Annotated in this window: 22 protein-coding genes, 1 tRNA gene and 1 pseudogene; 13 read left to right on the top strand and 11 right to left on the bottom strand. The window is 72.3% G+C overall.

Annotation, left to right across the window (positions count from 1 at the left end; genetic code table 11):
* Nucleotides 1-15 precede the first annotated feature (15 nt).
* Nucleotides 16-1,068: a rhamnogalacturonan acetylesterase gene (locus OG488_RS07430; RefSeq protein WP_329227044.1), complete on the top strand. Its 1,053-nt coding sequence runs from the start codon at nucleotides 16-18 to the stop codon at nucleotides 1,066-1,068.
* Between the two features lie 500 nt (nucleotides 1,069-1,568).
* On the opposite strand, the gene OG488_RS07425 is transcribed toward OG488_RS07430, so the two are convergent.
* A tRNA-Leu gene (locus OG488_RS07425) sits at nucleotides 1,569-1,653 on the bottom strand.
* 182 nt (nucleotides 1,654-1,835) lie between these two features.
* Here OG488_RS07425 and OG488_RS07420 point away from each other — a divergent pair.
* The 3 genes from OG488_RS07420 to OG488_RS07410 all read left to right on the top strand — a co-directional run bounded on the left by OG488_RS07420 (nucleotide 1,836) and on the right by OG488_RS07410 (nucleotide 4,527).
* Nucleotides 1,836-3,170: a M20/M25/M40 family metallo-hydrolase gene (locus OG488_RS07420; protein WP_329227041.1), complete on the top strand. Its 1,335-nt coding sequence runs from the start codon at nucleotides 1,836-1,838 to the stop codon at nucleotides 3,168-3,170.
* Nucleotides 3,171-3,378: 208 nt separating this feature from the next.
* Nucleotides 3,379-3,612 carry a chaplin ChpH gene (gene chpH / locus OG488_RS07415; protein WP_329212748.1) on the top strand — a complete coding sequence of 78 codons (234 nt, stop codon included), beginning with the start codon at nucleotides 3,379-3,381 and terminating at the stop codon, nucleotides 3,610-3,612.
* Between the two features lie 138 nt (nucleotides 3,613-3,750).
* On the top strand, nucleotides 3,751-4,527 hold the full coding sequence (locus OG488_RS07410) for a chaplin (protein WP_329227039.1): 777 nt from the start codon (nucleotides 3,751-3,753) through the stop codon (nucleotides 4,525-4,527).
* A gap of 57 nt (nucleotides 4,528-4,584) precedes the next feature.
* On the opposite strand, the gene OG488_RS07405 is transcribed toward OG488_RS07410, so the two are convergent.
* On the bottom strand, nucleotides 4,585-4,773 hold the full coding sequence (locus OG488_RS07405; RefSeq protein WP_053930948.1) for a DUF5703 family protein: 189 nt from the start codon (nucleotides 4,771-4,773) through the stop codon (nucleotides 4,585-4,587).
* A gap of 47 nt (nucleotides 4,774-4,820) precedes the next feature.
* On the opposite strand from OG488_RS07405, the gene OG488_RS07400 reads away from it, so the two are divergent.
* Nucleotides 4,821-5,483 carry a hypothetical protein gene (locus OG488_RS07400; protein WP_329227037.1) on the top strand — a complete coding sequence of 221 codons (663 nt, stop codon included), beginning with the start codon at nucleotides 4,821-4,823 and terminating at the stop codon, nucleotides 5,481-5,483.
* A 103-nt stretch (nucleotides 5,484-5,586) separates the two neighbouring features.
* Here the strand turns inward: OG488_RS07400 and OG488_RS07395 are convergent, their stop codons facing one another.
* Both OG488_RS07395 and OG488_RS07390 read right to left on the bottom strand, forming a co-directional pair.
* Complete coding sequence (locus OG488_RS07395; protein WP_329227036.1) at nucleotides 5,587-7,842, bottom strand: helix-hairpin-helix domain-containing protein; 2,256 nt, start codon at nucleotides 7,840-7,842, stop codon at nucleotides 5,587-5,589.
* Nucleotides 7,839-8,822 carry an aldo/keto reductase gene (locus OG488_RS07390; protein WP_329227033.1) on the bottom strand — a complete coding sequence of 328 codons (984 nt, stop codon included), beginning with the start codon at nucleotides 8,820-8,822 and terminating at the stop codon, nucleotides 7,839-7,841. Before OG488_RS07390 ends, OG488_RS07395 begins: the two co-directional genes overlap by 4 nt.
* Nucleotides 8,823-8,964: 142 nt before the next feature.
* On the opposite strand from OG488_RS07390, the gene OG488_RS07385 reads away from it, so the two are divergent.
* The gene (locus OG488_RS07385; RefSeq protein WP_329227032.1) at nucleotides 8,965-10,017 is read left to right on the top strand and encodes an LLM class F420-dependent oxidoreductase; all 1,053 of its coding nucleotides are present in this window, start codon (nucleotides 8,965-8,967) and stop codon (nucleotides 10,015-10,017) included.
* Nucleotides 10,018-10,270: 253 nt separating this feature from the next.
* Nucleotides 10,271-11,059: a ferritin-like domain-containing protein gene (locus OG488_RS07380; protein WP_329227030.1), complete on the top strand. Its 789-nt coding sequence runs from the start codon at nucleotides 10,271-10,273 to the stop codon at nucleotides 11,057-11,059.
* A gap of 27 nt (nucleotides 11,060-11,086) precedes the next feature.
* On the opposite strand, the gene OG488_RS07375 is transcribed toward OG488_RS07380, so the two are convergent.
* Entirely contained in the window at nucleotides 11,087-12,073 is a 987-nt protein-coding gene (locus OG488_RS07375) for a magnesium and cobalt transport protein CorA (protein ID WP_329227028.1), read from the bottom strand.
* A gap of 52 nt (nucleotides 12,074-12,125) precedes the next feature.
* Here OG488_RS07375 and OG488_RS07370 point away from each other — a divergent pair, with 52 nt between their 5' ends.
* The 4 genes from OG488_RS07370 to mshC all read left to right on the top strand — a co-directional run bounded on the left by OG488_RS07370 (nucleotide 12,126) and on the right by mshC (nucleotide 15,796).
* Nucleotides 12,126-12,836, top strand: a complete 711-nt coding sequence (locus OG488_RS07370) for a histidine phosphatase family protein (RefSeq protein WP_329227026.1) — start codon at nucleotides 12,126-12,128, stop codon at nucleotides 12,834-12,836.
* 105 nt (nucleotides 12,837-12,941) lie between these two features.
* Complete coding sequence (locus OG488_RS07365; RefSeq protein ID WP_329227024.1) at nucleotides 12,942-13,532, top strand: DUF3090 domain-containing protein; 591 nt, start codon at nucleotides 12,942-12,944, stop codon at nucleotides 13,530-13,532.
* Nucleotides 13,496-14,344, top strand: a complete 849-nt coding sequence (locus OG488_RS07360; protein ID WP_329227022.1) for an SCO1664 family protein — start codon at nucleotides 13,496-13,498, stop codon at nucleotides 14,342-14,344. The genes OG488_RS07365 and OG488_RS07360 overlap by 37 nt, the downstream gene beginning before the upstream one ends.
* Nucleotides 14,345-14,566: 222 nt before the next feature.
* The gene (gene mshC, locus OG488_RS07355) at nucleotides 14,567-15,796 is read left to right on the top strand and encodes a cysteine--1-D-myo-inosityl 2-amino-2-deoxy-alpha-D-glucopyranoside ligase (RefSeq protein ID WP_329227020.1); all 1,230 of its coding nucleotides are present in this window, start codon (nucleotides 14,567-14,569) and stop codon (nucleotides 15,794-15,796) included.
* An 85-nt stretch (nucleotides 15,797-15,881) separates the two neighbouring features.
* Here the strand turns inward: mshC and OG488_RS07350 are convergent, their stop codons facing one another.
* Nucleotides 15,882-16,916, bottom strand: a complete 1,035-nt coding sequence (locus OG488_RS07350; RefSeq protein ID WP_329227019.1) for a PAC2 family protein — start codon at nucleotides 16,914-16,916, stop codon at nucleotides 15,882-15,884.
* Nucleotides 16,917-17,146: 230 nt separating this feature from the next.
* Here OG488_RS07350 and OG488_RS07345 point away from each other — a divergent pair, with 230 nt between their 5' ends.
* Nucleotides 17,147-18,466 (top strand): enolase C-terminal domain-like protein, encoded by a 1,320-nt coding sequence (locus OG488_RS07345; protein ID WP_329227017.1) that lies wholly within the window; start codon nucleotides 17,147-17,149, stop codon nucleotides 18,464-18,466.
* Complete coding sequence (locus tag OG488_RS07340) at nucleotides 18,463-19,248, top strand: SDR family NAD(P)-dependent oxidoreductase (RefSeq protein WP_329227016.1); 786 nt, start codon at nucleotides 18,463-18,465, stop codon at nucleotides 19,246-19,248. Before OG488_RS07345 ends, OG488_RS07340 begins: the two co-directional genes overlap by 4 nt.
* Before the next feature lie 40 nt (nucleotides 19,249-19,288).
* Here OG488_RS07340 and OG488_RS07335 read toward each other — a convergent pair whose 3' ends face one another.
* The 5 genes and pseudogenes from OG488_RS07335 to glpK all read right to left on the bottom strand — a co-directional run bounded on the left by OG488_RS07335 (nucleotide 19,289) and on the right by glpK (nucleotide 25,401).
* Complete coding sequence (locus tag OG488_RS07335; protein ID WP_329227014.1) at nucleotides 19,289-19,960, bottom strand: FadR/GntR family transcriptional regulator; 672 nt, start codon at nucleotides 19,958-19,960, stop codon at nucleotides 19,289-19,291.
* Between the two features lie 78 nt (nucleotides 19,961-20,038).
* Nucleotides 20,039-21,096: pseudogene (locus tag OG488_RS07330) on the bottom strand (LLM class flavin-dependent oxidoreductase).
* 33 nt (nucleotides 21,097-21,129) lie between these two features.
* Entirely contained in the window at nucleotides 21,130-22,095 is a 966-nt protein-coding gene (locus tag OG488_RS07325) for an LLM class flavin-dependent oxidoreductase (protein WP_329227013.1), read from the bottom strand.
* Between the two features lie 153 nt (nucleotides 22,096-22,248).
* On the bottom strand, nucleotides 22,249-23,859 hold the full coding sequence (locus tag OG488_RS07320) for a glycerol-3-phosphate dehydrogenase/oxidase (RefSeq protein ID WP_329227011.1): 1,611 nt from the start codon (nucleotides 23,857-23,859) through the stop codon (nucleotides 22,249-22,251).
* Nucleotides 23,860-23,871: 12 nt separating this feature from the next.
* Nucleotides 23,872-25,401 (bottom strand): glycerol kinase GlpK, encoded by a 1,530-nt coding sequence (gene glpK / locus OG488_RS07315; RefSeq protein WP_329227009.1) that lies wholly within the window; start codon nucleotides 25,399-25,401, stop codon nucleotides 23,872-23,874.
* Nucleotides 25,402-25,441: the final 40 nt, after the last annotated feature.

Below are 25,441 nucleotides of genomic sequence, written 5' to 3'. Positions count from 1 at the left end.
CCCCGGAGACCCGCCATGCGCCGAGCTGGATCCGTACTGCTGGCCGCCTGCACCGCCGCTGCCGCCCTGACCGCCCTGGCGGCCGTTCCCGCCGGAGCCGAGGGCCGCGTCACGGCCGGGCGGGACCACTGCACCGGTACCGCTCCCGTCGTCTGCCACTTCGACGTCGCCCCCGGCACCTACCGTGTCCGGGCCGTCCTCGGGGGTGGTGCGGAGGCCGGCTCCACGGCGGTCACCGCCGAGTCCCGCAGATCCGTGCTCGCGGAGACTCCCAGTGCCCCCGGTCGGACCGTCCGCCGCACCTTCACCGTGGACGTGCGCGACCCGGAGGGCGAACCCACCGGCCCCACGGGCAGCCCGGGGCTCGACCTGACCTTCGGCGGCGCCGCCCCGCAGCTCGCCTCGCTGCGCGTCGAACGCGTCGGGGTGCCCCAGATCCTGCTCGCCGGCGACTCCACCGTCTGCGACCAGCCGGGCGACCCCTACGCGGGCTGGGGGCAGCAGCTCCCGCGCCATCTGACCGACCGGGTCTCCGTCGCCAACTACGCCGACTCCGGCGAGAGTTCGCAGACCTTCCGGGACAACCCGGCCCTCTTCCCCGCCCTCCGGGCCCGCATCCACCACGGGGACCTCGTCCTCATCCAGCTCGCCCACAACGACAAGCAGACCGACCGCGACACCTACCGCGCCAACCTCACCGCGATGATCGAGGGGGTGCGCGCCGAGGGCGGGCGCCCCGTGCTCGTCACCCCGATCGTCCGCCGCTGGTTCAATGCCGACGGCACCCTCGACAACGGCACGGCACTGCTCGTCAACGGCCTGGGCGTCGACCTGCCCGCCGAGGTGCGCACCCTCGCCGCCGAGCAGGACACCCCGCTCATCGACCTCACCGCCCTGACCAGGGCGCGGGTCGAGGAACTCGGCCCCGAGGCGTCCAAGGCCCTCTACCTCTACGACGAGAAGCGCGACAACACCCACACCTCGGCGCGCGGGGCCGGCGAGTACGCCGCGCTCGTCCTCGGCGAACTGCGGGCGCAGAAGCTGGTCCCGGCACGCGCCGTCCGGTGAACCGGGCCCACGCGGATTCCCGGCATCGGGCTTCCGTGCGACATCCCCACGCCGAGATCCCCCGTGAAAGGCGAAACCCCTGAGCCGAGCCGAAGTGCCCAGCCGCAGGACCGTGCTGAGGGGGCCCTGGCCGCAGGGGCCCTCGGTGCCGCCCCCCGGCGTCGCCCGCCCGTGCCGCCGGCCCCGTACCGCAATCCGGTGGTCGGGCAGCGCGCCGACCCGCACATCACGCGGCACACCGACGGCCGCTCCTCCTTCACTGCCGACGCTTCCTCGCCGGTGAGCGGTGGGGCACCTTCACCGACGACGAGCCCGCCGAACCCTTCCGGCAGGTGGTCACCCGCGACGACGCCATGGGTGACCTCGTCGTCAAGGTCGTGAACGCACAGGCGGCGGACGCCAGGACACCTTCCCGGCGCACTCCGTGACCTTCCCGCGCATCAAGGGGTAAGGGCCGGGAAAAGCGAAAACCCCCAGGGTGACCTGGGGGTTTTCCACTGTGTCCGAGGGGGGACTTGAACCCCCACGCCCGATAAAGGGCACTAGCACCTCAAGCTAGCGCGTCTGCCATTCCGCCACCCGGACCGGGTGTCCGTCGTCCGGGCCGTGCCCGTTCCGACGTGGAAAACCATAGCAAACATTCGAGGGTGCTCGATCACCCCCACGGCATGTGAAAGGCGCGTGACAGGGGGCGGGCGGTCTTGGGTGTGCGGGCCGTCCGCGCGAGGATGAGGGGGAGCACCACCGCGACAGTGGAAGGAAGCAGTGTGAGCGAGACCAACACGGCCCGGACCGGCATCGGTGAGTCCGCCGAGAACGAGGTCGTCGACCTCTGTCGTGACCTGATCCGGATCGACACCAGCAATTACGGCGACCACTCGGGCCCCGGCGAACGGGCGGCCGCCGAGTACATCGCGGAGAAGCTCGCCGAGGTCGGGCTGGAGCCGCAGATCATCGAGTCCCACAAGGGGCGCGCGTCCACCGTGGCGCGGATCGAGGGCGAGGACCCCTCGAAGCCGGCGCTGCTGATCCACGGGCACACCGACGTCGTGCCGGCCAACGCCGCCGACTGGACCCATGACCCGTTCTCCGGAGAGATCGCGGACGGGTGCGTCTGGGGCCGCGGCGCGGTCGACATGAAGGACATGGACGCGATGACCCTCGCGGTCGTACGCGACCGGATGCGCAGCGGGCGCAAGCCCCCGCGCGACATCGTGCTGGCCTTCCTCGCGGACGAGGAGGCGGGCGGTACGTACGGTGCGCGCCACCTCGTCGACCACCACCGTGATCTCTTCGACGGTGTCACCGAGGCGATCGGCGAGGTCGGCGGCTTCTCGTTCACCGTCAACGAGAACCTGCGGCTCTACCTGGTGGAGACCGCGCAGAAGGGCATGCACTGGATGCGGCTCACCGTGGACGGCACCGCCGGGCACGGCTCCATGACCAACAACGACAACGCGATCACCGAGCTCTGCGAGGCCGTCGGCCGGCTCGGGCGGCACAAGTGGCCGGTCCGGGTGACCAAGACCGTGCGGTCCTTCCTCGACGAGCTGTCCGACGCGCTGGGCACGCCGCTCGACCCGGAGGACATGGAGGCGACGCTCGCCAAGCTCGGCGGGATCGCCAAGATGGTCGGCGCCACCCTGCAGAACTCCGCCGCTCCCACCATGCTCGGCGCCGGCTACAAGGTGAACGTGATCCCCGGACAGGCCACCGCCCACGTGGACGGCCGTTTCCTGCCGGGCTTCGAGGACGAGTTCCTGGCCGACCTCGACCGCATCCTCGGCCCGCGGGTGAAGCGTGAGGACGTGCACGGCGACAAGGCGCTGGAGACCAGCTTCGACGGCTCCCTGGTGGACGCCATCCAGCTCGCGCTCAAGGCCGAGGACCCGATCGCCCGGGCCGTGCCCTACATGCTCTCCGGAGGTACCGACGCGAAGTCCTTCGACGACCTCGGCATCCGCTGCTTCGGCTTCGCCCCGCTGAAGCTGCCGCCGGAGCTGGACTTCGCGGGCATGTTCCACGGTGTCGACGAGCGGGTCCCGGTCGACGGCCTGAAGTTCGGCACGCGGGTGCTGGACCGGTTCATCGACCACTCCTGACCCGGCGACCGCTCCTGACCGAGACCGAGACCGAGACCGAGACCTCTCCTGACCTGGCGGCCGCCCTGCGAGCGACCAAAATCGACAGCCTGTACGCACCTCACCGGAAAGGGTGAAAGGGATCACGGACTCGTAGCCCCGGCACTCCCTCCTCGTTACAGGTGATGCGGTCCGCGGCTGGGACCGCACTTGTCAACCAGGAGGAATAATGATCAAGAAGGTCGTCGCAATCGCGGCTGCTACCGGTGGTCTCGTGCTCGCGGGTGCGGGTATGGCGTCCGCCGACGCCGGTGCGCAGGGTGCCGCCATCGGCAGCCCCGGCGTGCTCTCGGGCAACGTCATCCAGGTTCCGGTCCACGTTCCGGTGAACGTGTGCGGCAACACGATCTCCGTGATCGGGCTGCTGAACCCCGCCTTCGGCAACGCCTGCGTCAACGACTGACGTTGAGCACCAACCCGTAAGGGTGTGAGCCCGGTCGGCCCCGGAGTGCGCGCCATGCACTCCGGGGCCACTGGGCATTCGGCCCCTTCACTGCTGTGTCCGGGGCATTTCGGTAGGCAGAAGGCAGGAAGACAACCTATGCGACAGGTCACACGTAAAGGCCTGATCACGATGGCAGCGGCGGGCGGAGTGCTGGCGCTCGGTGGCGGTTACGCGCACGCCGACGCGGGTGCGGCCGGCGCCGCGTCGGGTTCACCGGGCGTGGTCTCGGGGAACTCGATCCAGGTCCCGATCGACGTACCCGTCAACGTGTGCGGAAACTCCGTGGACGTCGTCGGTCTGCTCAACCCCGCGGCCGGGAACGACTGCGGAAACGGATCTTCGGACTCCGGTCACGCGTACGCCCCGGACGGCGGTTCCTCGTCCGGTCACGGTTCCGGCAGCGAGGCGTCCGGGCACGGACGCGGGCACGACCGCGCACGCGACGGCGAGGCGTCCGGGCACGACAGCGGGGCGGGGACGGGCAGGCACCGGGCCTCCGGCACCTCGGCGCAGGCCGAGACCACCGGTTCCCCCGGCATCCTCTCCGGCAACCAGGTGCAGGTGCCGGTGGAGATCGCGCTGAACCTCTGCGGCAACAGCGTCACCGTCGGCGGCCTGCTCAACCCGGTCTTCGGCAACTCCTGCGAGAACGAGTCGGAGACGGCCCCGCCTCCCGTCGTGCCGGAGACGCCGCACACCCCGGAGCGGCCGGTCACCCCGGACGCGCCCCCGGCTCCCGAGACCCAGCTCGTGACCGAGCAGCTCGCCCACACCGGTGGGGGCGGGCTCGACCTGCTCGTCCCGGCGAGCGCGGGCCTGCTGCTCGCAGGTGCGGGCACGGTCCTGTACCGGCGTTCGCGCAGCGCCGCGTAGACGCACGGCGGCACCGGTACGACGAGCGGGTTCCGCGTGCGCGGAACCCGCTCCGTCCTACCAGGTGGGCCGGAGCTGGCGGATGATGCGGCGGCGCAGCCGCACCCGGCGGCTGCCGTCGCGGCGCAGCGTCAGCCGGTCCAACTCCCAGTGCCCGTACTCGGCATGGTCGGTCAGCAGTCGGGCCGCCTCCTTGCGGGACACCCCGCGCGGCACGTACACGTCGATGAATTCGTATTCCGGCATCGCATCTATTGTGCGGGCAGACCCCCGGTACGGATAGCGTCTCTCCTATGTCTGATGCTGCGCAGCCCACCGCTGCCGAGGTACGCGCCGCCGCCGATGCAGTCAAAACCGCGCTCGACCGTCACCTCCAGGCGGTCGAACGCCGTACCGGGGACGACGACCCCACTGTCTACGACGCGTTCAACGCACTGGCCGCCGCGGCCGAGGTCTACGACGAACTGCTCTACGACCGCTACGACGAGGTCACCCCTTTCGAGATCCCCGGAGCCGAGGACTCCCTCCCGCCCTACGCGGGCCCGGAGGAGCCGCACGCCGTCAGCGTGCTGATCAGGCGCGACTACGCGGTGGCGGAGCCCGCGCGGCTGATCGCCCAGGCGCAGCGGCTCGCCGAGCTGGATCCGGACGGCCGGGACGCCGGCGTACCGGCCGTCGCCGACGCGGGCGTCCATGCCGCACTGGGTGTGGTGTTCGGAGAGTACGAGGCGGACGAGATCGCCTCCCGGCACAAGGAGTTCGGGCTGGAGGAGGGGGACTCCACCCTCTGGGTCTCCGCCGTGGACGAGCTTCCCGAGCCGGGGGAGTGGCTCGGAGCGCCGTTCGACGAGGCCGACCCCGCACTGGTGGTCTGCCGCTTCGACGTCAGCGCGGTCTTCGACGAGGAGGACGAGCTCGACGGGGAGCCGCCCGCAGTCGTCCCGGAACGCCCCTGATCTCTCCGCCTGACGGCCGTGACGGCCCTGACGGCTCCGACAGCACGGACGGCCCCGGCGCGCGGCGCGCCGGGGCCGTCCGCGTGTTCCCGCGGACCGGGGGCTACGAGGCGTCCGGTCCGGGAAGCGCCTCCAGCAGGGGGCGCAGCCGGGTGGTCCGCTCCTGCGCCGGGACCTCGGCCACCGCGCGGGGCAGAGCCTGGTCCACCCCGTGCACCACGGACAGATGCCGCTCCCCGCGGCTGAACGCCGTGTAGACCCAGGGCCTGCTGAGCCCCTGAGCGGCGTCTCCCGGCAGGACGACCACGACGGCGGGCCAGCGCATCCCGGCCGCCTGGTGGGCGCTGAGCGCCCAGCTGTGGCGCACGGAGGCCTCCACCTGGTCCGGCGCCACGACGACGGGAGTGCCGGAGCAGTCCAGGTGCAGACCCTCGGCGTCCGCCGAGACGACCGAACCGGGTACGGCCCTGCCGGGTGCGGGGATGTGGACCACCCGGTCGCCCGGGTCGAACCCGCCGAAACGGCCCGGCCCCGGATTGAGCCGCTGCTTGAGCGCCGCGTTCAGCGCGGTGGTGCCCGCCGATCCGCCGTGTCCGACGGTGATCACCTGGGTGTCGGAGGAGGGTACGCCGATGGCGCGCGGCACCGAGTCGGCCACCAGCTGCACCGTGCGGTGGACGGCCTCGCCCGCGTCGCGGACGGGCACGATCACGACCTCCTTGCCGGGCGCCTCGACCTGGGCGAGCTCGCCGATGCCGATACCGGAGACCAGCTCGCCGATCGGCCCGGGGTCGGGCGTGCGCGAGACGACGTGCGGGCAGGCACGCGCCGCGATCACGTCGGCGAACACCCGGCCCGCACCGGCGGACCCGAGGACCCCCGGATCGCCGCTCAGGACCAGCCGCGTCCCGTCGGCGAGCGACTCCACCAGCATCGCGGCCGTCTCCACATCGAGCTGCGGGGCGTCCAGCACGACCAGCAGGTCGAGGGCGAACGCGCCGTCCGCGTCCCGGCCGGGACCGTCCTCGCCGGAGAGCAGGGCGGAGAGCGTGACGGCCGACCGGGCGTCACCGACCGCTTCGGCGAGCCTGCGCTGTCCGTCGGTGCTGTGCGTGGTGCCCATGGCCCGCAGGCCGAGGCCGTGCGCGGCGGCGATCAGGGCGGCGGGCTCCGCGCGGGCGCTCTCGCCCCCGCTGTGGGCGACCAGGCCCGCGGTGGCCGCGGCGCGGATCAACTCGCCCGCCGAGGGGGACGGGGCGGCGGCAGCGGACTCCGACCAGTCGGCGCCCTTGTCGCACGAGTTGACCAGCCGGCCCAGGCCGTCGGCGAGGCTCTCCTCCGCGAGGGCGTACCGGTCGAGGCCGAGCAGGACCCGTACAGGCTCCTCGTCGGCCGGCGTCCCGTCCTCACCGGTGTCCTCGCCGGCCTCGTCCGGCTCCTGGGCCCCCGTGGCGTCCACACCGTCCTGGAAGACCAGGACGACGCCCTCGGCGACCGCGTGCTGGACGGCCTCCTCGGGATCGGTGACCGCGAATCCCTCCAGCGCCTTCCGCGTCTCGTCGGCGTCGAGCGCGGTGTGCCCCCGCAGCGCGGCCCGCTCCAGCAGCCAGCCCACCAGTGCGGCCGCGCGCCGTTCGTCGTCGGGTCCGCACTCGGCGCCCAGCAGCGCCCGCGCGAAGCCGTCCGCCTGCTCCGGCCGGACACCGGGCAGGGACAGCAACTGCCACGGGTCCTCGCGCAGGAGACCGGCGGCCCCCTCGCCCAGCGTCGCCGTCGCCGGGCGCGCCAGGGCCTCGGGAGCCCCGCCCTCGGCGAGCACCGCCGCGACCGAGGCCGCGGCCTCGGGGGACGCGGCCCGCGCGGCCGGCGTGCCGGCGGCGGGGGAAGGACGGGCGGGCGGGGCGGGTGCCGTGCGGCGCGGCGCGGGCGCCGACGCCGGTGAGTCGAAGAAGTCGGTGCCCGGCGTCTCACCGCTCTCGACCGCGCGCACGGCCGCGAGCAGATCCGCGGCCGGACCGCTCAGCTTCGTGCCGGCGGCGATGGGGCCGGCCTTCTCGGCCTTGCGCTGCTCGATCCGCAGGCGCAGCTCGCGCTGAGCGGCCAGCTCCGCCTCGGCCTCCGACAGCGCGGGCGCCGCGGGTGCCTCCTCCGCTCCCTGTGCGCTCTCGGCGCTCTCCGGGCTCTCCGGGCTCTCGGCGTTCTCCGCGCCCTCTTCGCTCTCCCCACCGTCGTCCGCTCCCTCCGCGCCGCCCTCGTCGGGAGTGGCGGGCGGGTCGGCGGCCTGGACACCGGCGTCCTCGCCGGCCTCGTGGTCCTCGGCGGCGGGGTCCGGGGTCTCCCCCCGGGGATGCGCAGTCACAGCGTGCTCCAGTCCTGGTCGGGATAGCGGTGCACGGGCGCCGACACGTCGTCGAGCGCCTGGCAGATCTCGTCAGGAAGACTAAGCGCCTCCACCGACAACGCCTCGGTCAGCTGCCGCGCGTTGCGCGCGCCGACGACCGGGGCCACCACTCCGGGCCGGTCCCGCACCCAGGCGAGCGCGACCTGGAGGGGGGTCGTGGCGAGGCCGTCGGCAGCGGTGGCCACCGCGTCCACGATCCTGCTCGCCGCGTCGTCGAGGTACGGCTCGACGAAGGGGGCCAGCTGCTCGGAGGCGCCACGCGAGCCCGAGGGGGTGCCGGTCCGGTACTTCCCGGTCAGCACGCCTCTGCCCAGCGGGGACGAGGGCAGCAGTCCCACTCCCAGGTCCCGCGCCGCCGGCAGCACCTCCCGCTCGACGCCGCGCTGCAGCAGCGAGTACTCCATCTGCGTGCAGGCGAGGCGGGTGCGCTGCCCGGGCGCGGCGAGCTGCCAGGTGGCCGCCTTGGCCAGCTGCCAGCCGCTGAAGTTGGACACCCCGGCATACCGCACGCGCCCCGAGGACACGGCCAGGTCGAGCGCCTGCAGGGTCTCGTCCAGCGGTGTCACGGGGTCGAACGCGTGGATCTGCCACAGATCGACGTAGTCCGTCCCGAGCCGTCGCAGGGAGGCGTCGAGCGCCGCGAGCAGGTGCCCGCGCGATCCGTCGGAGCGGCGGTACGGATCCGGGACGCTGCCCGCCTTGGTCGCGATGACCAGATCCTGTCGCGGGACCAGGCTGTCCAGGAGGCGCCCCAGCAGGTGTTCGGCCTCGCCGCCGCCGTAGACGTCGGCGGTGTCGACGAGGGTGCCGCCCGCGTCCCAGAAGACTTTGAGCTGGTCGGCGGCGTCGTGCTCGTCCGTGTCCCGGCCCCAGGTGAGGGTGCCCAGCCCGATCCGGGACACACGAAGGCCGGTACGGCCGAGATGCCTCTGCTCCATGGGCGCTGAGATTACTGGCCGGGGCCCGACCAGGTGGAAGCCTGTGGACAACCGGTCCGCCCGGGCGAGCCTGCCGGATTCCGCCGCCCCGCGCTAGAGTCCCGGGCACAGGAACGTTACTGATCAGTAGAGGAGCGTGGGTATGCGGCTCGGCATCAATCTCGGTTACTGGGGTGCGGGGATGGACGGCGACAACCTCGCCGTCGCCCAGGAAGCCGACCGGCTCGGCTACGACGTCTGCTGGGCGGCCGAGGCGTACGGCTCCGACGTGCCGACGGTGCTGGCCTGGGTCGCGGCCCGGACCGAGTCCATCGACGTGGGCTCCGCCATCATGCAGATCCCCGCCCGCCAGCCCGCCATGACGGCGATGACCGCGGCCACGCTCGACTCGCTCTCCGGGGGCCGCTTCCGCCTCGGCCTCGGCGTCTCGGGCCCGCAGGTCTCCGAGGGCTGGTACGGCGTCAAGTTCGACAAGCCGCTGGCCCGCACCCGCGAGTACGTCGAGATCGTGCGCAGGGCGATGTCCAGGGAGCGGCTGTCCTACGACGGCGAGCACTGGACGCTGCCGCTGCCCGACGGGCCGGGCAAGCCCATCAAGCTGACCGTCCACCCGCAGCGCGAGCACATCCCGCTCTACATCGCGGCGATCGGCCCCAAGAACCTCGAGCAGACCGGTGAGATCGCCGACGGCGCCCTGCTGATCTTCCCGTCCGCCGAGCACCTCGAGGAGACCGCGGTGAAGCACCTGCGGGCCGGGCGCGAGAAGGCGGGGAAGACCATGGACGGCTTCGACGTCTGCCCGACCCTGCCCCTGGCGATCGGCGACGACGTCAAGGGCCTCGCCGACATGTTCCGCCCGTACACCGCGCTCTACGTCGGCGGCATGGGCAGCCGCAAGCAGAACTTCTACAACCAGCTCGCCGGGCGCATGGGATACGAGAAGGAAGCCGCCGAGATCCAGGACAAGTACCTGTCCGGCGACAAGGCGGGCGCGGCGGCCGCCGTGCCGCACCAGCTCATCGACCAGACCACCCTGCTGGGCTCCGTGGACCGGATCGCCGACCGGATGCAGGCCTACGCGGCGGCGGGCGTCACGACCCTGACGCTGGCCCCGGCCGGCTTCACGCTCGACGAGCGGCTCGCGGCGCTGCGCGCCGGGACGGACGCCCTGGAGCGCTCCGGCCTCGCGGCCTGAGCCTCCAGGGGCGGCGCCGGCGCAGCACTACGGCCGTGGTGGGGGCTCGGGGGTCCTCCCCGCCACGGCCGTCGTACGGAACAACGCGCCGGGCCGCCCCCGGGTTACGCCCCGTACTCCTCCCGGGAGACCCGGGCAGGTCCGTCCCCCGCGCGGAGCCCGTTCGGCCCTGCCGGGTCCTCTCCGTGTTGCCTACCGACGCGTACCGAATTTGACTGTGCCTCTGCGGACACCGGTGCGAAAGGTGGCAGTGATGCTCTCGGCAAAGAGTCTGTTCCAGGAGATCCTCGACAACGACGAGTCGTTCCGGCTGTTCTGCTCGATCGCTGCCGGCGGCGAGTCGCAGGGCGGCTGGGAGAACGGGCGCATCGCCGCACTCGTCCCCGCGGGACTGCGCGAGCTCGCCCCCAAGGTCGCCCGGCACGGCGCCGACGAGGACAAGCACGGCCGGATCTTCAACGCCCTCCTGAAGCAGCGCGGGCTCCAGCCCGTGGCGGTGCCGTACGAGACCGACTACACCCTCCTGCTGGAGCGCCACGGCATCGGCCTCGCCCACGACCGGCTCAGCCGTGAGGAGCCGCTCACCGAGCGGGACGTCATCGTCTACCTCGCCCACAGCAGGGTCACCGAGCAGCGGGCCTCCGAGCAGATGCGTCTCCTGCTGAAGCACTTCGCCGACCACCCCCTCCTGGGCCGCGCCGTGAGGATGATCTCCCGGGACGAGGACAGCCACCTCGCGTACTGCCACGAGGAACTCCTCCGCTTCGCCCGCGCCGGTCACGGCAGGACGATCCAGTCCGTACTGCGGGAGTGTGCCGAGGCCGAGATCCGGGTGTACCGCGACGTGAGCCTTGCCGTGATGAGCCACATGGGCACCGTGCTGCGCTGGCCCCGCGCCAAGTCCGCCGTGCTGGCCGCGGGCATCCACGCGATGTACGGCTACGAGCGGCTGCTGGGCTGGCGACGCATGGTGAGCCTCGAACAGCCCGTCCTGCGCGACGCGCTGGGCGGCCGGGCCGTGCCCGAGACCGAGTACGCCTGAGGCGGGCGCAGGCCGTGCGGAGCCCGGCTACATCCAGCCGCGGCGCTTGAACAGGCGGTACAGCCCGGCGACCGCGACGCCCATCAGCACGATCACCGCCGGGTAGGTCCACACCAGGTCGAGCTCCGGCATGTGCGTGAAGTTCATGCCGTAGACGCCGGCCACCATCGTCGGTACGGCGGCCATCGCGGCCCACGCCGAGATCTTCCGCATGTCGTCGTTCTGTCGCACCCCCACCTGCGCCAGGTGCGCCGACAGGATGTCCGAGAGCAGCCGGTCGAGCCCCTCCACGTGCTCGACGGCACGCGTCAGGTGGTCGTTGACGTCCCTGAAGAAGGGCTGCGAATCGGTGTCGACGAACGGGACCCCCGCGCTCGACAGCCGCGCCATGGGGGCGCCCAGCGGATTGGTGGCCCGGCGGAATTCGAGCACCTGCCGCTTGAAGGTGTAGATGCTCGCGGCGGTGTTGGTGGTGTCCCTGGATCCGGTCGGGGCGAAGACCTGCGCCTCCAGCTCCTCCAGGTCGACCTGGAGCTCCGCGGCGACCTCGATGTAGTGGTCCACCACCGCGTCGCTCACCGCGTAGAGCACCGACGTCGGCCCGTGCCTGAGGACCTCGGGCTCGGCCTCCAGCCGGCTCCGCACGGCGGCGAGGGGGGCGCCCTCGCCGTGCCGCACCGTCACCACGAACGAGTCGCCTATGAAGAGCATCAGCTCGCCGGCGCTCACGGTGTCGCTCTTCGGCTCGTAGACCACCGGCTTGATCACGACGAACAGGGAGTCGTCGTAGATCTCCAGCTTGGGCCGCTGATGGGCGCGCAGGGCGTCCTCCACGGCCAGGGGGTGCAGCGAGAACTCGCTCGTCACCAGCTCGAATTCCTTCGCCGTCGGCTCGTGGAGGCCGATCCAGACGAAGGCGTCCCCGGCGGCCCGTGCCTCGTCCAGGGCATCGGAGAAGTCGGAGGGGCCCTCGGTCCGGCGTCCGTCCCGGTAAATTCCACAGTCGACGATCACCCGCGCATTCTTCCCTGCCGCCAAGGGTTCACGCACCTCTACGCTGGCAGGTATGCCCACGCTCATCCTTGTACGTCACGGACGCTCGACCGCCAACACCTCCGGAGTGCTCGCGGGCCGGACCCCGGGGGTCTCCCTCGACGGACGCGGCGCCGCACAGGCCGCCGCGCTGCCCGGCCGGCTCTCCGCCCTCACGCTCGTCGCGGCGGTCAGCAGCCCGTTGCAGCGCTGCCGGGAGACGCTCCAGCCGCTGCTCGACGCCCGCCCGGAGCTCCCGCTGCACACCGAGGGCCGGATCAGTGAGTGCGACTACGGGGACTGGTCGGGGCGCAAGCTCGCCGAACTCTCCGACGAACCACTGATGAAGGTCGTCCAGCAGCACCCCTCGGCCGCCGTGTTCCCCGGCGGCGAGTCCATGCGCACCATGCAGGCCCGGGCGGTCGACGCCGTGCGGGACTGGAACGCCCGTATCGAGGCGGAACACGGCGAGGACGCCACCTATGTGATGTGTTCGCACGGCGACATCATCAAGGCACTGGTCGCCGACGCACTCGGCATGCACCTCGACCTCTTCCAGCGCGTCCAGGCCGAGCCCTGCTCCGTCACCGCGATCCGCTACACCCGGCTGCGACCGTTCCTCCTCCGCCTCGGCGACACCGGCGACTTCGCGTCCCTGGCACCGCGTGAGCAGGCCATCGGGGCCGACGCGGCGGGGGACACGGGGGCGGACGCGGCCGTCGGGGGCGGCGCTGGGGCGCCGTGATCGCTCCGCGCAGTAGGGTGGACGCGCCGTAGAGGCCGTGCGGGACCTCCCGCAGGGCCCCGGGGCCGCCCCCATCCGCCATCTCATTCTCAAGGGAGACAGGACGTGTCCCGTCAGGTGTTCCTCTACGACCCGCCGGACCGTTTCGTGGCCGGTACGGTCGGGCTGCCTGGCCGCCGTACGTTTTTCCTGCAGGCATCCTCGCGAGGACGGGTCACGAGCGTGGCCCTGGAGAAGACCCAGGTCTCCGCGTTGGCCGAACGGATCGACGAACTCCTCGACGAGGTCGTCCGGCGGACCGGCGGCAACTCACCGGTGCCCGCGGTGGCTCCCATGGACGTCACCGACACCGCGCCGCTCGACGCCCCCGTCGAGGAGGAGTTCAGGGTCGGCACGATGGCCCTCGCCTGGGACGGCGAGGAGCAGCGCATGATCGTCGAGGCGCAGGCTCTCGTCGAGCTGGACGCCGACTCCGACGACGATCTCGCGGAGGCCGAGGAAAGGCTTCTGCAGGACGAGGAGAACGGCCCGCCGATGCTGCGCGTCCGGCTGAGCGGTGCCCAGGCGCGTGCGTTCGCCAAGCGCGCCCTGGACGTCGTGAACGCCGGCCGCCCGCCGTGCCCGCTGTGCAGCCTCCCCCTCGATCCGGAAGGACACGTATGCCCGCGCCAGAACGGATACCGTCGCGGGGCCTGACGGAGGCCGGGCTGCGCACCCTGCTCGCCGAGGGGGAGCTCACGGTCCTCGGCCGGGTCAGGGGCGCGTCGAACGCGGTCCTGTACTGCACGGTCGCCCACGAGGGCGAGGAGCGCCCGTGTGTCTACAAGCCGGTCGCCGGCGAGCAGCCGCTGTGGGACTTCCCCGACGGCACGCTCGCCCAGCGTGAGGTCGCGGCGTACGAGATCTCCGAGGCCACCGGCTGGGGCCTCGTGCCGCCCACGGTCCTGCGGGAAGGCCCCTACGGCGAGGGAATGTGCCAGCTGTGGATCGAGGCGGACGCGGAGGCCGCCCCGTCCGACGGGCTGCCGCCCCTGCTCGCGCTCGTCGACACCGAGGAACCGGGGGACGGCTGGAAGGCCGTCGGCCTCGCCGAGGTGGGGGAGGGGAGGACGGCGCTGCTGGTCCATGCCGACGACCCCCGGCTGCGCAGGCTCGCGGTCCTCGACGCGGTGATCAACAACGGTGACCGCAAGGGCGGGCACCTTCTGTCCGCCCCGGGCGGGCGGCTGTACGGGATCGACCACGGCGTCACCCTCAACGCGGACGACAAGCTGCGGACGCTGTTCTGGGGGTGGGCGGGCGAGCCGCTGACCGCGGAGGCCACCGAGGTGCTGGACCGGCTGTCCGCCGTTCTGGAACCGGGGGCGGTGCTCGCCACCCGGTTGGGGGAACTGATCACCGCTGCGGAGCTCGATGCCCTGCGGGGCCGCGTGGAGAGCCTGCGCAAGGCCGGCAGGCACCCGCAGCCGAGCGGCGACTGGCCGCCGATCCCGTGGCCTCCCGTGTGACGGTCACGGCTCCGCCACCCGCGCCGGAAGCCGCCCTACCGCCCCCGAGCACCCGGCCCGGGCGCGCGTTGAGCCCGTCGGGCGCCCGACGACGCGTCGGCCCGGGATGTCCTCCGCCCCCAGCCTGTTAGAGGAGAACCGGGCCGCGCGCAAGACCGCCTCTTCGGCCACGATCTGCCATCCGGTTCGTATCCGGAAGCATCGTCCGGTTACGCTCATGACATGCATGCCTGGCCCGCTTCTGAGGTCCCCGCCCTTCCTGGCAAGGGCCGCGACCTTCGGATCCACGACACCGCGACCGGCGGACGGATCACCCTTGACCCCGGTCCCGTCGCCCGCATCTACGTCTGCGGCATCACGCCGTACGACGCGACCCACATGGGTCATGCGGCGACCTACAACGCGTTCGACCTCGTTCAGCGCGTGTGGCTCGACACCAAGCGGCAGGTTCACTACGTCCAGAACGTGACCGACGTGGATGATCCGCTGCTGGAGCGGGCCGTGCGCGACGGCGAGGACTGGACCGAGCTCGCGGAGCGCGAGACGGCACTCTTCAGGGAGGACATGACCGCCCTGCGCATGCTTCCCCCGAAGCACTACATCGGGGCGGTGGAGGCGATACCCGGCATCGTCCCGCTGGTGGAGCGCCTCCGCGACGCGGGTGCCGCCTACGAACTCGACGGCGACGTGTACTTCTCCGTGGAGTGCGACCCGCACTTCGGAGAGGTCTCGGGCCTCGACGCCGAGGCCATGCGCGTGCTCTCCGCCGAGCGCGGCGGGGACCCGGAGCGCCCCGGCAAGAAGAACCCCCTCGACCCGATGCTCTGGATGGCCGCCCGTCAGGGCGAGCCGAGCTGGGACGGCGGAACGCTCGGCCGTGGCCGCCCCGGCTGGCACATCGAGTGCGTCGCCATCGCGCTGGACCACCTGGGCATGACCTTCGACGTCCAGGGGGGCGGCTCCGACCTCGCCTTCCCGCACCACGAGATGGGCGCCTCGCACGCCCAGGTGCTGACCGGCGAGCACCCGTTCGCCCGCGCCTACGTGCACGCGGGCATGGTCGCCCTCAACGGCGAGAAGATGTCCAAATCCAAGGGCAACCTCGTCTTCGTGTCGGCGCTCCGCCGGGACGACGTGGACCCCGCCGCGATCAGGCTCGCCCTGCTCGCGCACCACTACCGGGCCGACTGGGAGTGGACCGACCAGGTCCTCGCCGACGCCGTCGAGCGTCTCGCCCGCTGGCGTGCGGCCGTCTCCCGGCCCGACGGGATCTCCGCCGATGCCCTGGTCGAGGAGGTCCGGGAGGCCCTGGCCGACGACCTGGACGCCCCGGCCGCACTCGCCGCCGTGGACCGCTGGGCCGAGCGGCAGAGCGCGGGCGGCGGCACGGACGAGGGCGCGCCCGGCCTCGTCTCGCGCACCGTCGACGCCCTGCTGGGCGTCGCTCTCTAGCCCGTAGCCGGGAACGCCGGACGGCCCCGGACCACGCGAGGGATCGCGGGGTCCGGGGCCGTCGCACGTAAGGCCGGGGGCCGGGTCAGCCGTCCGAGGAGTCCTCGTCAGGGCCCGTCGGCGGGTCCTCGGGCGCCGTGCTCCCGTCGCCGTCCTTCGGCCGCCCCTTCTCCGGGCGCTGCGGCTTCGGCGGTCTCGTGCGGCCGCCGGAGGTGTCCCGCAGATACGGCACGTCGCCGCTCTCGGTGGCATGACCGCCCGGTGCCTGACCGGGGCCGTTGACGTCCCTGCGCCGCAGATAACGCTCGAACTCGCGCGCGATCGCCTCGCCTGACGCCTCGGGAAGCTCCGCGGTGTCCCGCGCCTCCTCCAGCGTCTGCACGTACTCCGCGACCTCGCTGTCCTCCGCGGCCAGCTGGTCGACCCCGAGCTGCCAGGCGCGGGCGTCCTCGGGCAGCTCGCCCAGCGGGATCCGCATGCCGAGCAGGTCCTCGAGACGGTTCAGCAGCGCCAGCGTCGCCTTCGGGTTCGGCGGCTGCGACACGTAGTGCGGCACCGCCGCCCACAGGCTCACCGCGGGCACCCCCGCGTGCGTGCAGGCCTCCTGGAGGATGCCGACGATGCCGGTCGGGCCCTCGTACCGGGTCTCCTCCAGGTCCATCGTCCTGGCCAGGTCGGGATCCGAGGTGACGCCGCTGACGGGCACCGGCCTGGTGTGCGGGGTGTCGCCGAGCAGCGCCCCCAGGATGACGACCATCTCGACACCCAGCTCATGGGCGAAGCCCAGGATCTCGTTGCAGTACGAACGCCAGCGCATGGAGGGTTCGATGCCACGGATCAGCACCAGGTCACGTGGTTTCTCGCCGCCGACCCGGACCACGGAGAGCCGCGTGGTGGGCCAGGTGATCTTGCGTGTCCCGCCGTCCAGCCACACCGTGGGCCGATTGACCTGGAAGTCGTAGTAGTCCTCGGCGTCGAGCGCCGCGAAGACCTCGCCCTTCCACTCCCGGTCAAGATGCGCGACCGCTGTGGAGGCGGCGTCACCGGCGTCGTTCCAGCCCTCGAACGCGGCCACCATGACCGGGTCGATCAGCTCGGGTACCCCCTCGAGCTCGATCACCCAGGCCTCCTTCCGAAGTTCCCTTGTGTACGGACCAACCTTACGGCTTCCACCCTGTTCCGCCGCAGCCCGTTTGCGCGCGGAGGTGAAGCGTGCCACCTCATGATTCATCCGAGCTGTACCGGTCGAAAATGATCAATTTTCGTCTGGACCCTGGACTGTGAGGGCTGCGGGAGGCTATACATCGGATGACCATTGAGAGATCCGATGTTATTCCCCTGGGGGCGCACATGACTCTGACCGTCACGGATCTCGAGGTCGAGGACATCCGCTTTCCCACCTCGGAGGAGCTGGACGGCTCGGACGCCATGAACCCCGACCCCGACTACTCCGCCGCGTATGTCGTCCTGCGCACGGACGGCGGGGAGGAGGGGCACGGCTTCTGCTTCACCATCGGCCGTGGCAACGATGTCATGGCCGCCGCCATCGGCACGCTCCGGTCCCATGCCGTCGGCCGCCCGGCCCCGCGCACCGCCGCTGACCTGGCCGCCCTCCACCACACGCTCACCCACGACTCGCAGCTGCGCTGGCTCGGCCCCGAGAAGGGCGTGATGCACATGGCGGCCGGCGCCGTCGTCAACGCGGCCTGGGACCTCGCGGCGGGACTGGCGGGCAGGCCCGTCTGGCAGTTCCTGGCGGAGATGACCCCGGAGGAGCTCGTCTCCCTCGTCGACTTCCGCTACCTCACGGACGCCCTCACCCCGGAGGAGGCGCTCGGCATCCTGCGTGCCGCGGAGCCGGGCCGCGCCGAGCGCACCGCGCGGCTCCTCGCCGAGGGGTATCCGGCGTACACGACGTCGCCCGGCTGGCTGGGGTACGACGACGACAAGCTCGTGCGCCTGTGCAAGGAGGCCGTCGCCGACGGCTTCACCCAGATCAAGCTGAAGGTCGGGGCCGATCTGGACGACGACGTCCGCAGGCTCTCGCTCGCGCGCGGGGCCGTCGGTCCCGGCATCCGCATCGCCGTCGACGCCAACCAGCGCTGGGACGTCGCAGGAGCGGTGGAGTGGATGACCGCGCTCGCCCCGTACGACCCGTACTGGATCGAGGAGCCGACCAGCCCCGACGACGTGCTCGGCCACGCCGCGGTGCGCGCCGGACAGCCCGTCAAGGTCGCCACCGGTGAACACGTCGCCAACCGGGTCGTGTTCAAGCAGCTGCTCCAGGCGGACGCCGTCGACTTCGTGCAGATCGACGCCGCCCGCGTGGCCGGCGTCAACGAGAACCTCGCGGTCCTGCTGCTCGCCGCGAAGTACGGCGTCCCGGTCTGCCCGCACGCGGGAGGCGTCGGACTGTGCGAACTGGTCCAGCACCTCTCGATGTTCGACTACGTCGCGGTATCCGGCAGCTGGAAGGACCGTGTCATCGAGTACGTCGACCACCTCCACGAGCACTTCGCCGACCCGGCCGTCATCGAGCACGGCCGCTACGTCACCCCGCGCACGCCGGGCTTCTCGGCCCGCATGCTTCCGGCCTCGATCGCCGGGCACCGCTATCCGCAGGGCCCCGTCTGGCAGGCCCGCCGCACCCCCGAGGAGACCGCCCGATGACCGGTACGCAGGATTTCGACGGACTGTCCGCCCTGGTGACGGGCGGCGCGTCCGGCATCGGCGCCGCCGTGGCGAGCCTCCTGCTCGCCCGAGGGGCCCGCGTCGCGGTGCTCGACCTCGATCCGGAGGGCGCTCCCGAAGGGGCCCTCGCACTGGGGGCCGACGTGACGGACGACGACGCCGTACGGAGCGCCGTCGACCGGGCCGCCGAGGAGCTGGGCGGCCTGCACACCCTCGTCTCCAACGCCGGGATCGGCTCGGTCGGCACGGTGGAGGAGAACACCGACGCGGAGTGGACCCGGGTGCTGGACGTCAATGTGCTCGGCATGGTCCGCACCGCCCGCCACGCCCTGCCGCATCTGCGCCGGGCCGCCGCCGGACGCCCGGGGGCCGTGTCGATCACCCAGACCTGCTCCATCGCCGCGACCGCCGGGCTGCCGCAGCGCGCGCTCTACAGCGCGAGCAAGGGCGCCGTGCTCTCCCTCACCCTCGCCATGGCGGCCGACCACGTCCGGGAGGGGATCAGGGTCAACTGCGTCAACCCCGGTACGGCGGACACCCCCTGGATCGGCCGGCTCCTCGACCGGGCCGAGGACCCGGCGGCGGAGCGCGCGGCGCTCGACGCCCGCCAGCCCCTGGGGCGGCTGGTCTCCGCCGAGGAGGTCGCCGCCGCCGTCGTCTACCTGGCGAGCCCGGCGGCCGCCTCCGTCACCGGCACCGCGCTCGCCGTCGACGGGGGGATGCAGGGGCTGCGGCTGCGCCCCGCCCCGGCGCAGGGCTGACCGCGTCCGCTGCCCGGTCCGGCGCGGGGCGGGACGCGGTTCAGAGGGTCGAGCGCAGCCACTGCTCCACGCTCGCCACGTGCACCGTCGCCCAGGACCGGGCCGCCTCCGCGTCCCGGTCCCGCATCGCGGCGAGGATCGCCCGGTGTTCGCGCAGGGTGCGGGCGACCGCGTCCTCCTGCGTCAGCCCGCGCCACACCCTGGCCCGGGTGGTGGGGCCCGACAGGCCGTCCAGCAGGGAGCAGAGCACCGAGTTGCCGGAGTGCCGGACGATGCCGCGGTGGAACTCCAGGTCGCCGGCGACGAGTGCCTCCACCGAGGGGTCCGGGCCCAGTGCGTCCAACTGGGCATCCAAGGCGTCCAGTTGCTCCTCCTCGATGCGCAGCGCCGCCATCGCGGTGGCCGCGGGCTCCAGGATCCTGCGGACCGCGAAGAACTCCAGCACCGTGTCGTCGCGGTGGAAGTCCACCACGAAGCTGAGCGCCTCCAGGAGCAGCTGCGGGTCCAGGCTGGTGACGTAGGTGCCGTCGCCCTGGCGGACGTCGAGGATCCGGATCAGCGAGAGGGCGCGCACCGCCTCGCGCAGCGAGTTGCGCGACAGGCCCAGTTCGGCCGCGAGCTCGCTCTCCTTGGGAAGCCGGTCGCCCGGGGCCAGCGCACCCGAGACGATCATTCCCTTGATCTTCTCGATCGCTTCGTCGGTGACGGCCATGTGGGGCCTCCTCGCGCACAAGACATCCGATGTATGGCCTCATTATGCGGCCACACATCCGGGCGCGAGCCCCGCGGGTCAGTCCCAGAGCGTGGAGGGCGCCTCGCGCCGCACGACCGGGGCGATCTCCTCGGCGAACCGCTGGAGCGTCTCCAGCTGCTCCTCGTGCGGAAGGCCGAAGCCGTCGACGGTGACCGACTGGAGATCGTGCCGGTAGGCCGCGTGGAAGCCGAGGATCTTGTCGATGATCTGCTGCGGGGAGCCGATGAGCTGAGGTCCGCCGGCCATCGCGTCCTCGATCGTGCGAATGGTGTGTTGTAGCCCGCCCTGCCCTCCAGGTGCGGCTTGAAGGACTGGGCGACCTTGGCCTCGTACAGCTCCTTGTAGCGTGCGACGGCCTTGTGCGGGGTGTCCGCGATCAGCAGGCCGCCGGACCCCGCCGCCACCCGCGCGTCCGCCGGGTCGTGCCCGTAGGCCTCGAAGCGCTCGCGGTAGTGGGCGATGAGCCGGGCGTACGCCTCGCGGGGCTGGATCGCGTTGGCGGTGAACAGGGGGTCGCCGTGCTCGGCCGCCAGCTCGGGGGAGTTGAGGCTCGTCGCCGAGCCGTGCCAGACGCGCGGCGGGCCGGCGTAGGGGCGCGGCACCGTCGTCACGTTCTTCAGCGCGGGCCGGAACTCCCCCTCCCAGTCGACGCCCTCCTCGGTCCAGAGCCGCCGCAGCAGCTCGTACTTCTCCTTCTGCAGATCCCACTGCCGTTCCTCGTCCAGCCCGAACAGGCTGAAGTGACCGGCCTCCGCGCCCTTCCCCACGACGAGCTCGAGCCGGCCCCGCGCGATCTGGTCGAGTGTCGCGAACTCCTCCGCCACCCGCACCGGATCGAGGATCGCGACGACCGTCACCCCGGTCAGCAGCCTGATCGTGGAGGTGCGGGCGGCCAGCGCCCCCAGCACCACACCGGGGCTCGACGAGAGGAACGGCCCGGCGTGCCGTTCGCCGATCGCGTACCCGTCGAAGCCGAGCCGCTCCGCCGCCACGCCGGTCCCGATCACCTCGTGGAACCGCTCGGCGGCGGAGGGCAGCGCCCCGGTCAGCGGATGCGGGGCATGGCCGATGAGGGAGAGCACGGAGAACTTCACAGGGGCCTTCCTTCCGTGGTGCGGCGAGGGCGGTCAGGCGGCCTGGAGGCCGAGGTGGCCGCGCAGGGTCCGGGCGGTGTACGCGGTGCGGAAGAGCCCGCGCCGCTGCAGGACGGGCACCAGCCCGGTGACGATCGCGTCCAGGTCGTCGGGGAGGACCGCGGGCCGCAGCCGGAAGCCGTCGGCGCCGCCCTCGCGGAACCACTCCTGAAGAAGGTCGGCCAGCCCCTCGGACGTGCCGGAGAATATGGCGGCGTCCGAGGTGAACGGGGCTCCGGCGGCCTTCTCCAGCGCCGCTGTGCGCGCGTCGGCCGCCTCCTGGCTGTCAGCCAGGACGACGTTGACGTCGGCGAGGAGGCGCAGCGCTCCGGCGGGCCTTCCCGCCGCCTCCCGCAGCGACTCGACCTCCTTGCGGATGGTGACCAGGTCCGCGGTGTCGGCCGGGGTCACGAGGACGACGTCGCCGTGCGTGGCCGCGAGCCGGTAGGGGACCGTGGCGTGCGCGAGCAGCGCCAGCGGCGGCCTGCCCTGCGGTGAGGGCGCGGCGGTGGCCCACGCCCCGGTGACCTCGGTGAGGAACTCGTCCGCCCGGGCGAAGAGTTCGGCGACCTTCGCGTCCCCCTCGGGGGTGCCGAGGATCTTCAGCAGCCGGGCGTGCTCGGGGTTGCTCGTCGTGGCCCGGGGCCGCACCCCGGCCCGTCCCGCGCTCAGGTGGTCGAGCGTGGCGATCCGTGTCGCCCAGGCGCCGGGGTCACCCGTCGTCGGCCCCAGCGGGACGAGCCCGATCCGGTCGGTGACCTGTGCGGCCAGGGCGAGGAGCAGCCCGGAGTCGAGCCGCCCGGGGCCGTCCTCGACCGTGACGAAGTCGAGCAGCCCGGCCTCGGCACCGCGCACGAGCCGGACGTACTCCTCGGATGTGAAGGGCCTGGCGGGCGCGCCCGGATGTGAACCGGCGCCGTTCAGCGCCGCCGACAGATGGAATCCCTCTGGTTCGGACATCCCTCCACTGTCCCCGCGTCACATTGCGCCCGTATGGCGGCGGCATGGCACGTCCACCGGATCCGGGCCGCCGCGCCCGTCCGCCGGGCTCATGGCGGGAGGGCGGCCTCCCGTGACCGGGAGACCGCCCCTGCGCGTGCGTACGGCCCGCGGTCAGCGCCCGTCGGCCAGCATGGCCTCGACCCGGCCCCGGATGTCGTCCGTGGCCAGGCCCCGGATCGTCAGGGTCGTCCGGCGGCGCAGCACGTCGTCCGCCGTCTCGGCCCACTCGCGGTCGCGCGCGTACGCCACCTGCGCCCAGATCTCCGGGGCGTCGGGGTGGACGCGCTCGGCCAGCGCCGGGTTCTCGTTCGCCAGCCGTGCGATGTCGAAGGAGAGCGAGCCGTAATGGGTGGCGAGGTGCCGGGCCGTGTCGGCGGACATCCGCGGTCCCGGCGTACCGCCGTCGACCAGCAGCCGGTGTGCCACCGCGTTCGGGTTGGCGATACCGGGGAGCGGCATCTTCCTGGGCAGCCGGGCCATCGGCTCCATGTCCTCGGCGAGGGGGTGGCCGGGCAGTTCGGCCAGCTTGTTCATCACCGTACGGCCGATGTGGCGGAACGTCGTCCACTTGCCGCCCGCGACGGACAGCATCCCGCCGCGCCCCTCGGTCACGACCGTCTCGCGCTTGGCCTTGGACGTGTCACCCGGGCCGCCGGGCAGCACCCGCAGTCCTGCGAAGGAGTACGTGATCAGGTCCCGGGACAGCTGCTGGTCCCGCACGGAGAAGGCGGCCTCGTCGAGGATCTGGGCCGTGTCCTTCTCGGTGACCGCGACATCGGCCGGGTCGCCCTCGTACTCCTCGTCGGTCGTCCCGAGCAGCAGCATGTCCTCCCACGGCAGGGCGAACGTGATCCGGTACTTGTCGATCGGGGTCGCCAGTGCCGCCTTCCACGGGCGGGTCCGCCTGAGGACCAGGTGCGCGCCCTTGGACAGGCGTATGGAAGGCGCCGCGTTCGGGTCCTCCAGCTTGCGCAGGTGGTCGACCCACGGACCGGTGGCGTTCAGCACGAGGCGGGCGTCGACGCCGAACTCCGTACCGTCCTGACGGTCCTCCAGCTCGGCGCCGGTGACCCGGCCCCGGGTGAACCGCAGACCGGTCACCGCGGCGTGGTTGAGGACGACGGCTCCGGCGTCGACGGCCGCGCGGACCGTCATCAGCGCCATCCGGGCGTCGTTCATCTGGTCGTCGCCGTAGACCGCGACAGCCTTCAGGTTGTCGGTACGGAGCTCGGGCACGTCGCGCTGCGCCCGGGCGGGGCTGATCACATGGCCGACGCCGTCACCGAACGCGGACAGCGCCGAGTAGGCGAAGACGCCCGCGCCGAGCTTGGCGGCGCCGTGCGGGCCGCCCTTGTAGACGGGCAGGTAGAAGGTGAGCGGGCTGGCCAGGTGCGGGGCGACCTGACGGGAGACCGCGCGGCGCTCGAAGTGGTTCTCCGCGACCAGCTTCACCGCGCCGGTCTGGAGATAGCGCAGACCGCCGTGGAGCAGCTTGGAGGAGGCGGAGGAGGTGGCGCCGGCGAAGTCGCCGGCGTCCACCAGGGCCACCCGCAGCCCGGACTGCGCGGCATGCCAGGCGGTGGAGATGCCCAGGATGCCGCCGCCGATCACCAGGAGGTCGTACGTCGCCTTGGAAAGCTGCTCCCGGGTCTCGGCACGGCTCGGGAGGGAGCCGGAGGCCGGATGCGTCCCGAGGGCGGGGACGCTCTGCAGGGTGGTCATGTCGATTGCTCCTCAGCTCTCGTCGTCGTCGATCCAGCCCATGGTCCGTTCGACGGCCTTGAGCCAGCTCTTGTACTCGCGGTCACGGGTGGCCGCGTCCATACGGGGGGTCCACTCGGCGGCGCGGCGCCAGTTGGCGCGCAGCGCGTCGGTGTCCGGCCAGAAGCCGACGGCGAGGCCGGCGGCGTAGGCCGCGCCGAGGCAGGTCGTCTCGGCGACCATCGGGCGCACCACGGGTGCGTCCAGGAAGTCGGAGAGCGTCTGCATCAGCAGGTTGTTGGAGGTCATTCCGCCGTCGACCTTGAGCGCGGTCAGCTCGACGCCGGAGTCCTTGGTCATGGCGTCGCTGATCTCACGGGTCTGCCACGCGGTCGCCTCGAGCACGGCACGGGCGATGTGCGCCTTGGTCACGTACCGGGTGAGGCCGGCGATGACACCCCGGGCGTCCGGACGCCAGTACGGGGCGAACAGACCGGAGAACGCGGGCACGAAGTAGGCGCCGCCGTTGTCCTCGACGGAGGAGGCGAGTGTCTCGATCTCGGCCGCGGACTTGATCAGGCCCATCTGGTCGCGCATCCACTGGACGAGCGAGCCGGTGACCGCGATGGACCCCTCCAGCGCGTACACCGCCTTCTGGTCGCCGATCCGGTAGCCGACCGTCGTCAGCAGCCCGTTGTAGGAGTTGACGGGGGTCTCACCCGTGTTGATCAGCATGAAGGTGCCGGTGCCGTACGTGGACTTGGCCTCGCCCTCGGCGAAGCACGTCTGGCCGAACAGCGCGGCCTGCTGGTCGCCCAGCGCGGAGGCCACCGGGACGCCGTCGAGCACGCCGCCCTTGGCGGTGCCGTAGACCTCGGCGGAGGACCGGATCTCCGGCAGCAGTGCGGACGGGATGTTGATCGAACTGAGGATCTTCTGGTCCCACTGCATCGTGTGCAGGTTCATCAGGAGGGTGCGCGAGGCGTTGGTGACGTCGGTGACGTGGACGCCGCCTTCGGTGCCGCCGGTCAGGTTCCAGATGACCCAGGAGTCCATGGTGCCGAAGAGGATCTCGCCCCGCTCGGCGCGCTCGCGCAGGCCCTCCACGTTGTCGAGGAGCCAGCGGACCTTCGGGCCGGCGAAGTACGAGGCGAGGGGCAGCCCGGTCTCGCGGCGGAAGCGGTCCTGGCCGACGTTACGGCCGAGCTCCTTGCAGAGGGCGTCGGTGCGGGTGTCCTGCCAGACGAGGGCGTTGTACACCGGCTCACCGGTGTTCTTGTCCCACAGGAGGGTGGTCTCACGCTGGTTGGTGATGCCGATCGCCTTGACGTCGGCGGCGGTGATGCCGGCCTTGACGATCGCCCCGGCCACGACCTCCTGGACGTTCTCCCAGATCTCCTTGGCGTCGTGCTCGACCCAGCCCGGCTTGGGGAAGATCTGCTCGTGCTCCTTCTGGTCGACCGAGACGATCCGGCCGTCCTTGTCGAAGACGATGCAGCGGCTGGAGGTGGTGCCCTGGTCGATGGCCGCGATGAACGGTCCGGTGGTGTGTGCGTCGGTCACGGTTGGCTCCCGGAGGGTCTGTGTGGTGTGGAGGGTGTGG

It is taken from the genome of Streptomyces sp. NBC_01460 (assembly GCF_036227405.1).
GTDB lineage: Bacteria > Actinomycetota > Actinomycetes > Streptomycetales > Streptomycetaceae > Streptomyces.
Note: the sequence above shows the minus strand (reverse complement) of the source record. Positions and strands in the feature narration are given on the sequence as shown.

Bases quoted from the DNA above. Each gene is read 5' to 3' on its own strand.
- OG488_RS07430 (WP_329227044.1), top strand. From the start codon at position 16: ATGCGCCGAGCTGGATCCGTACTGCTGGCCGCCTGCACCGCCGCTGCC.
- chpH (WP_329212748.1), top strand. From the start codon at position 3,379: ATGATCAAGAAGGTCGTCGCAATCGCGGCTGCTACCGGTGGTCTCGTG.
- OG488_RS07410 (WP_329227039.1), top strand. From the start codon at position 3,751: ATGCGACAGGTCACACGTAAAGGCCTGATCACGATGGCAGCGGCGGGC.
- OG488_RS07405 (WP_053930948.1), bottom strand. From the start codon at position 4,773: ATGCCGGAATACGAATTCATCGACGTGTACGTGCCGCGCGGGGTGTCC.
- OG488_RS07400 (WP_329227037.1), top strand. From the start codon at position 4,821: ATGTCTGATGCTGCGCAGCCCACCGCTGCCGAGGTACGCGCCGCCGCC.
- OG488_RS07390 (WP_329227033.1), bottom strand. From the start codon at position 8,822: ATGGAGCAGAGGCATCTCGGCCGTACCGGCCTTCGTGTGTCCCGGATC.
- OG488_RS07385 (WP_329227032.1), top strand. From the start codon at position 8,965: ATGCGGCTCGGCATCAATCTCGGTTACTGGGGTGCGGGGATGGACGGC.
- OG488_RS07380 (WP_329227030.1), top strand. From the start codon at position 10,271: ATGCTCTCGGCAAAGAGTCTGTTCCAGGAGATCCTCGACAACGACGAG.
- OG488_RS07370 (WP_329227026.1), top strand. From the start codon at position 12,126: ATGCCCACGCTCATCCTTGTACGTCACGGACGCTCGACCGCCAACACC.
- OG488_RS07360 (WP_329227022.1), top strand. From the start codon at position 13,496: ATGCCCGCGCCAGAACGGATACCGTCGCGGGGCCTGACGGAGGCCGGG.
- mshC (WP_329227020.1), top strand. From the start codon at position 14,567: ATGCATGCCTGGCCCGCTTCTGAGGTCCCCGCCCTTCCTGGCAAGGGC.
- OG488_RS07345 (WP_329227017.1), top strand. From the start codon at position 17,147: ATGACTCTGACCGTCACGGATCTCGAGGTCGAGGACATCCGCTTTCCC.
- OG488_RS07340 (WP_329227016.1), top strand. From the start codon at position 18,463: ATGACCGGTACGCAGGATTTCGACGGACTGTCCGCCCTGGTGACGGGC.
- OG488_RS07335 (WP_329227014.1), bottom strand. From the start codon at position 19,960: ATGGCCGTCACCGACGAAGCGATCGAGAAGATCAAGGGAATGATCGTC.
- OG488_RS07325 (WP_329227013.1), bottom strand. From the start codon at position 22,095: ATGTCCGAACCAGAGGGATTCCATCTGTCGGCGGCGCTGAACGGCGCC.
- OG488_RS07320 (WP_329227011.1), bottom strand. From the start codon at position 23,859: ATGACCACCCTGCAGAGCGTCCCCGCCCTCGGGACGCATCCGGCCTCC.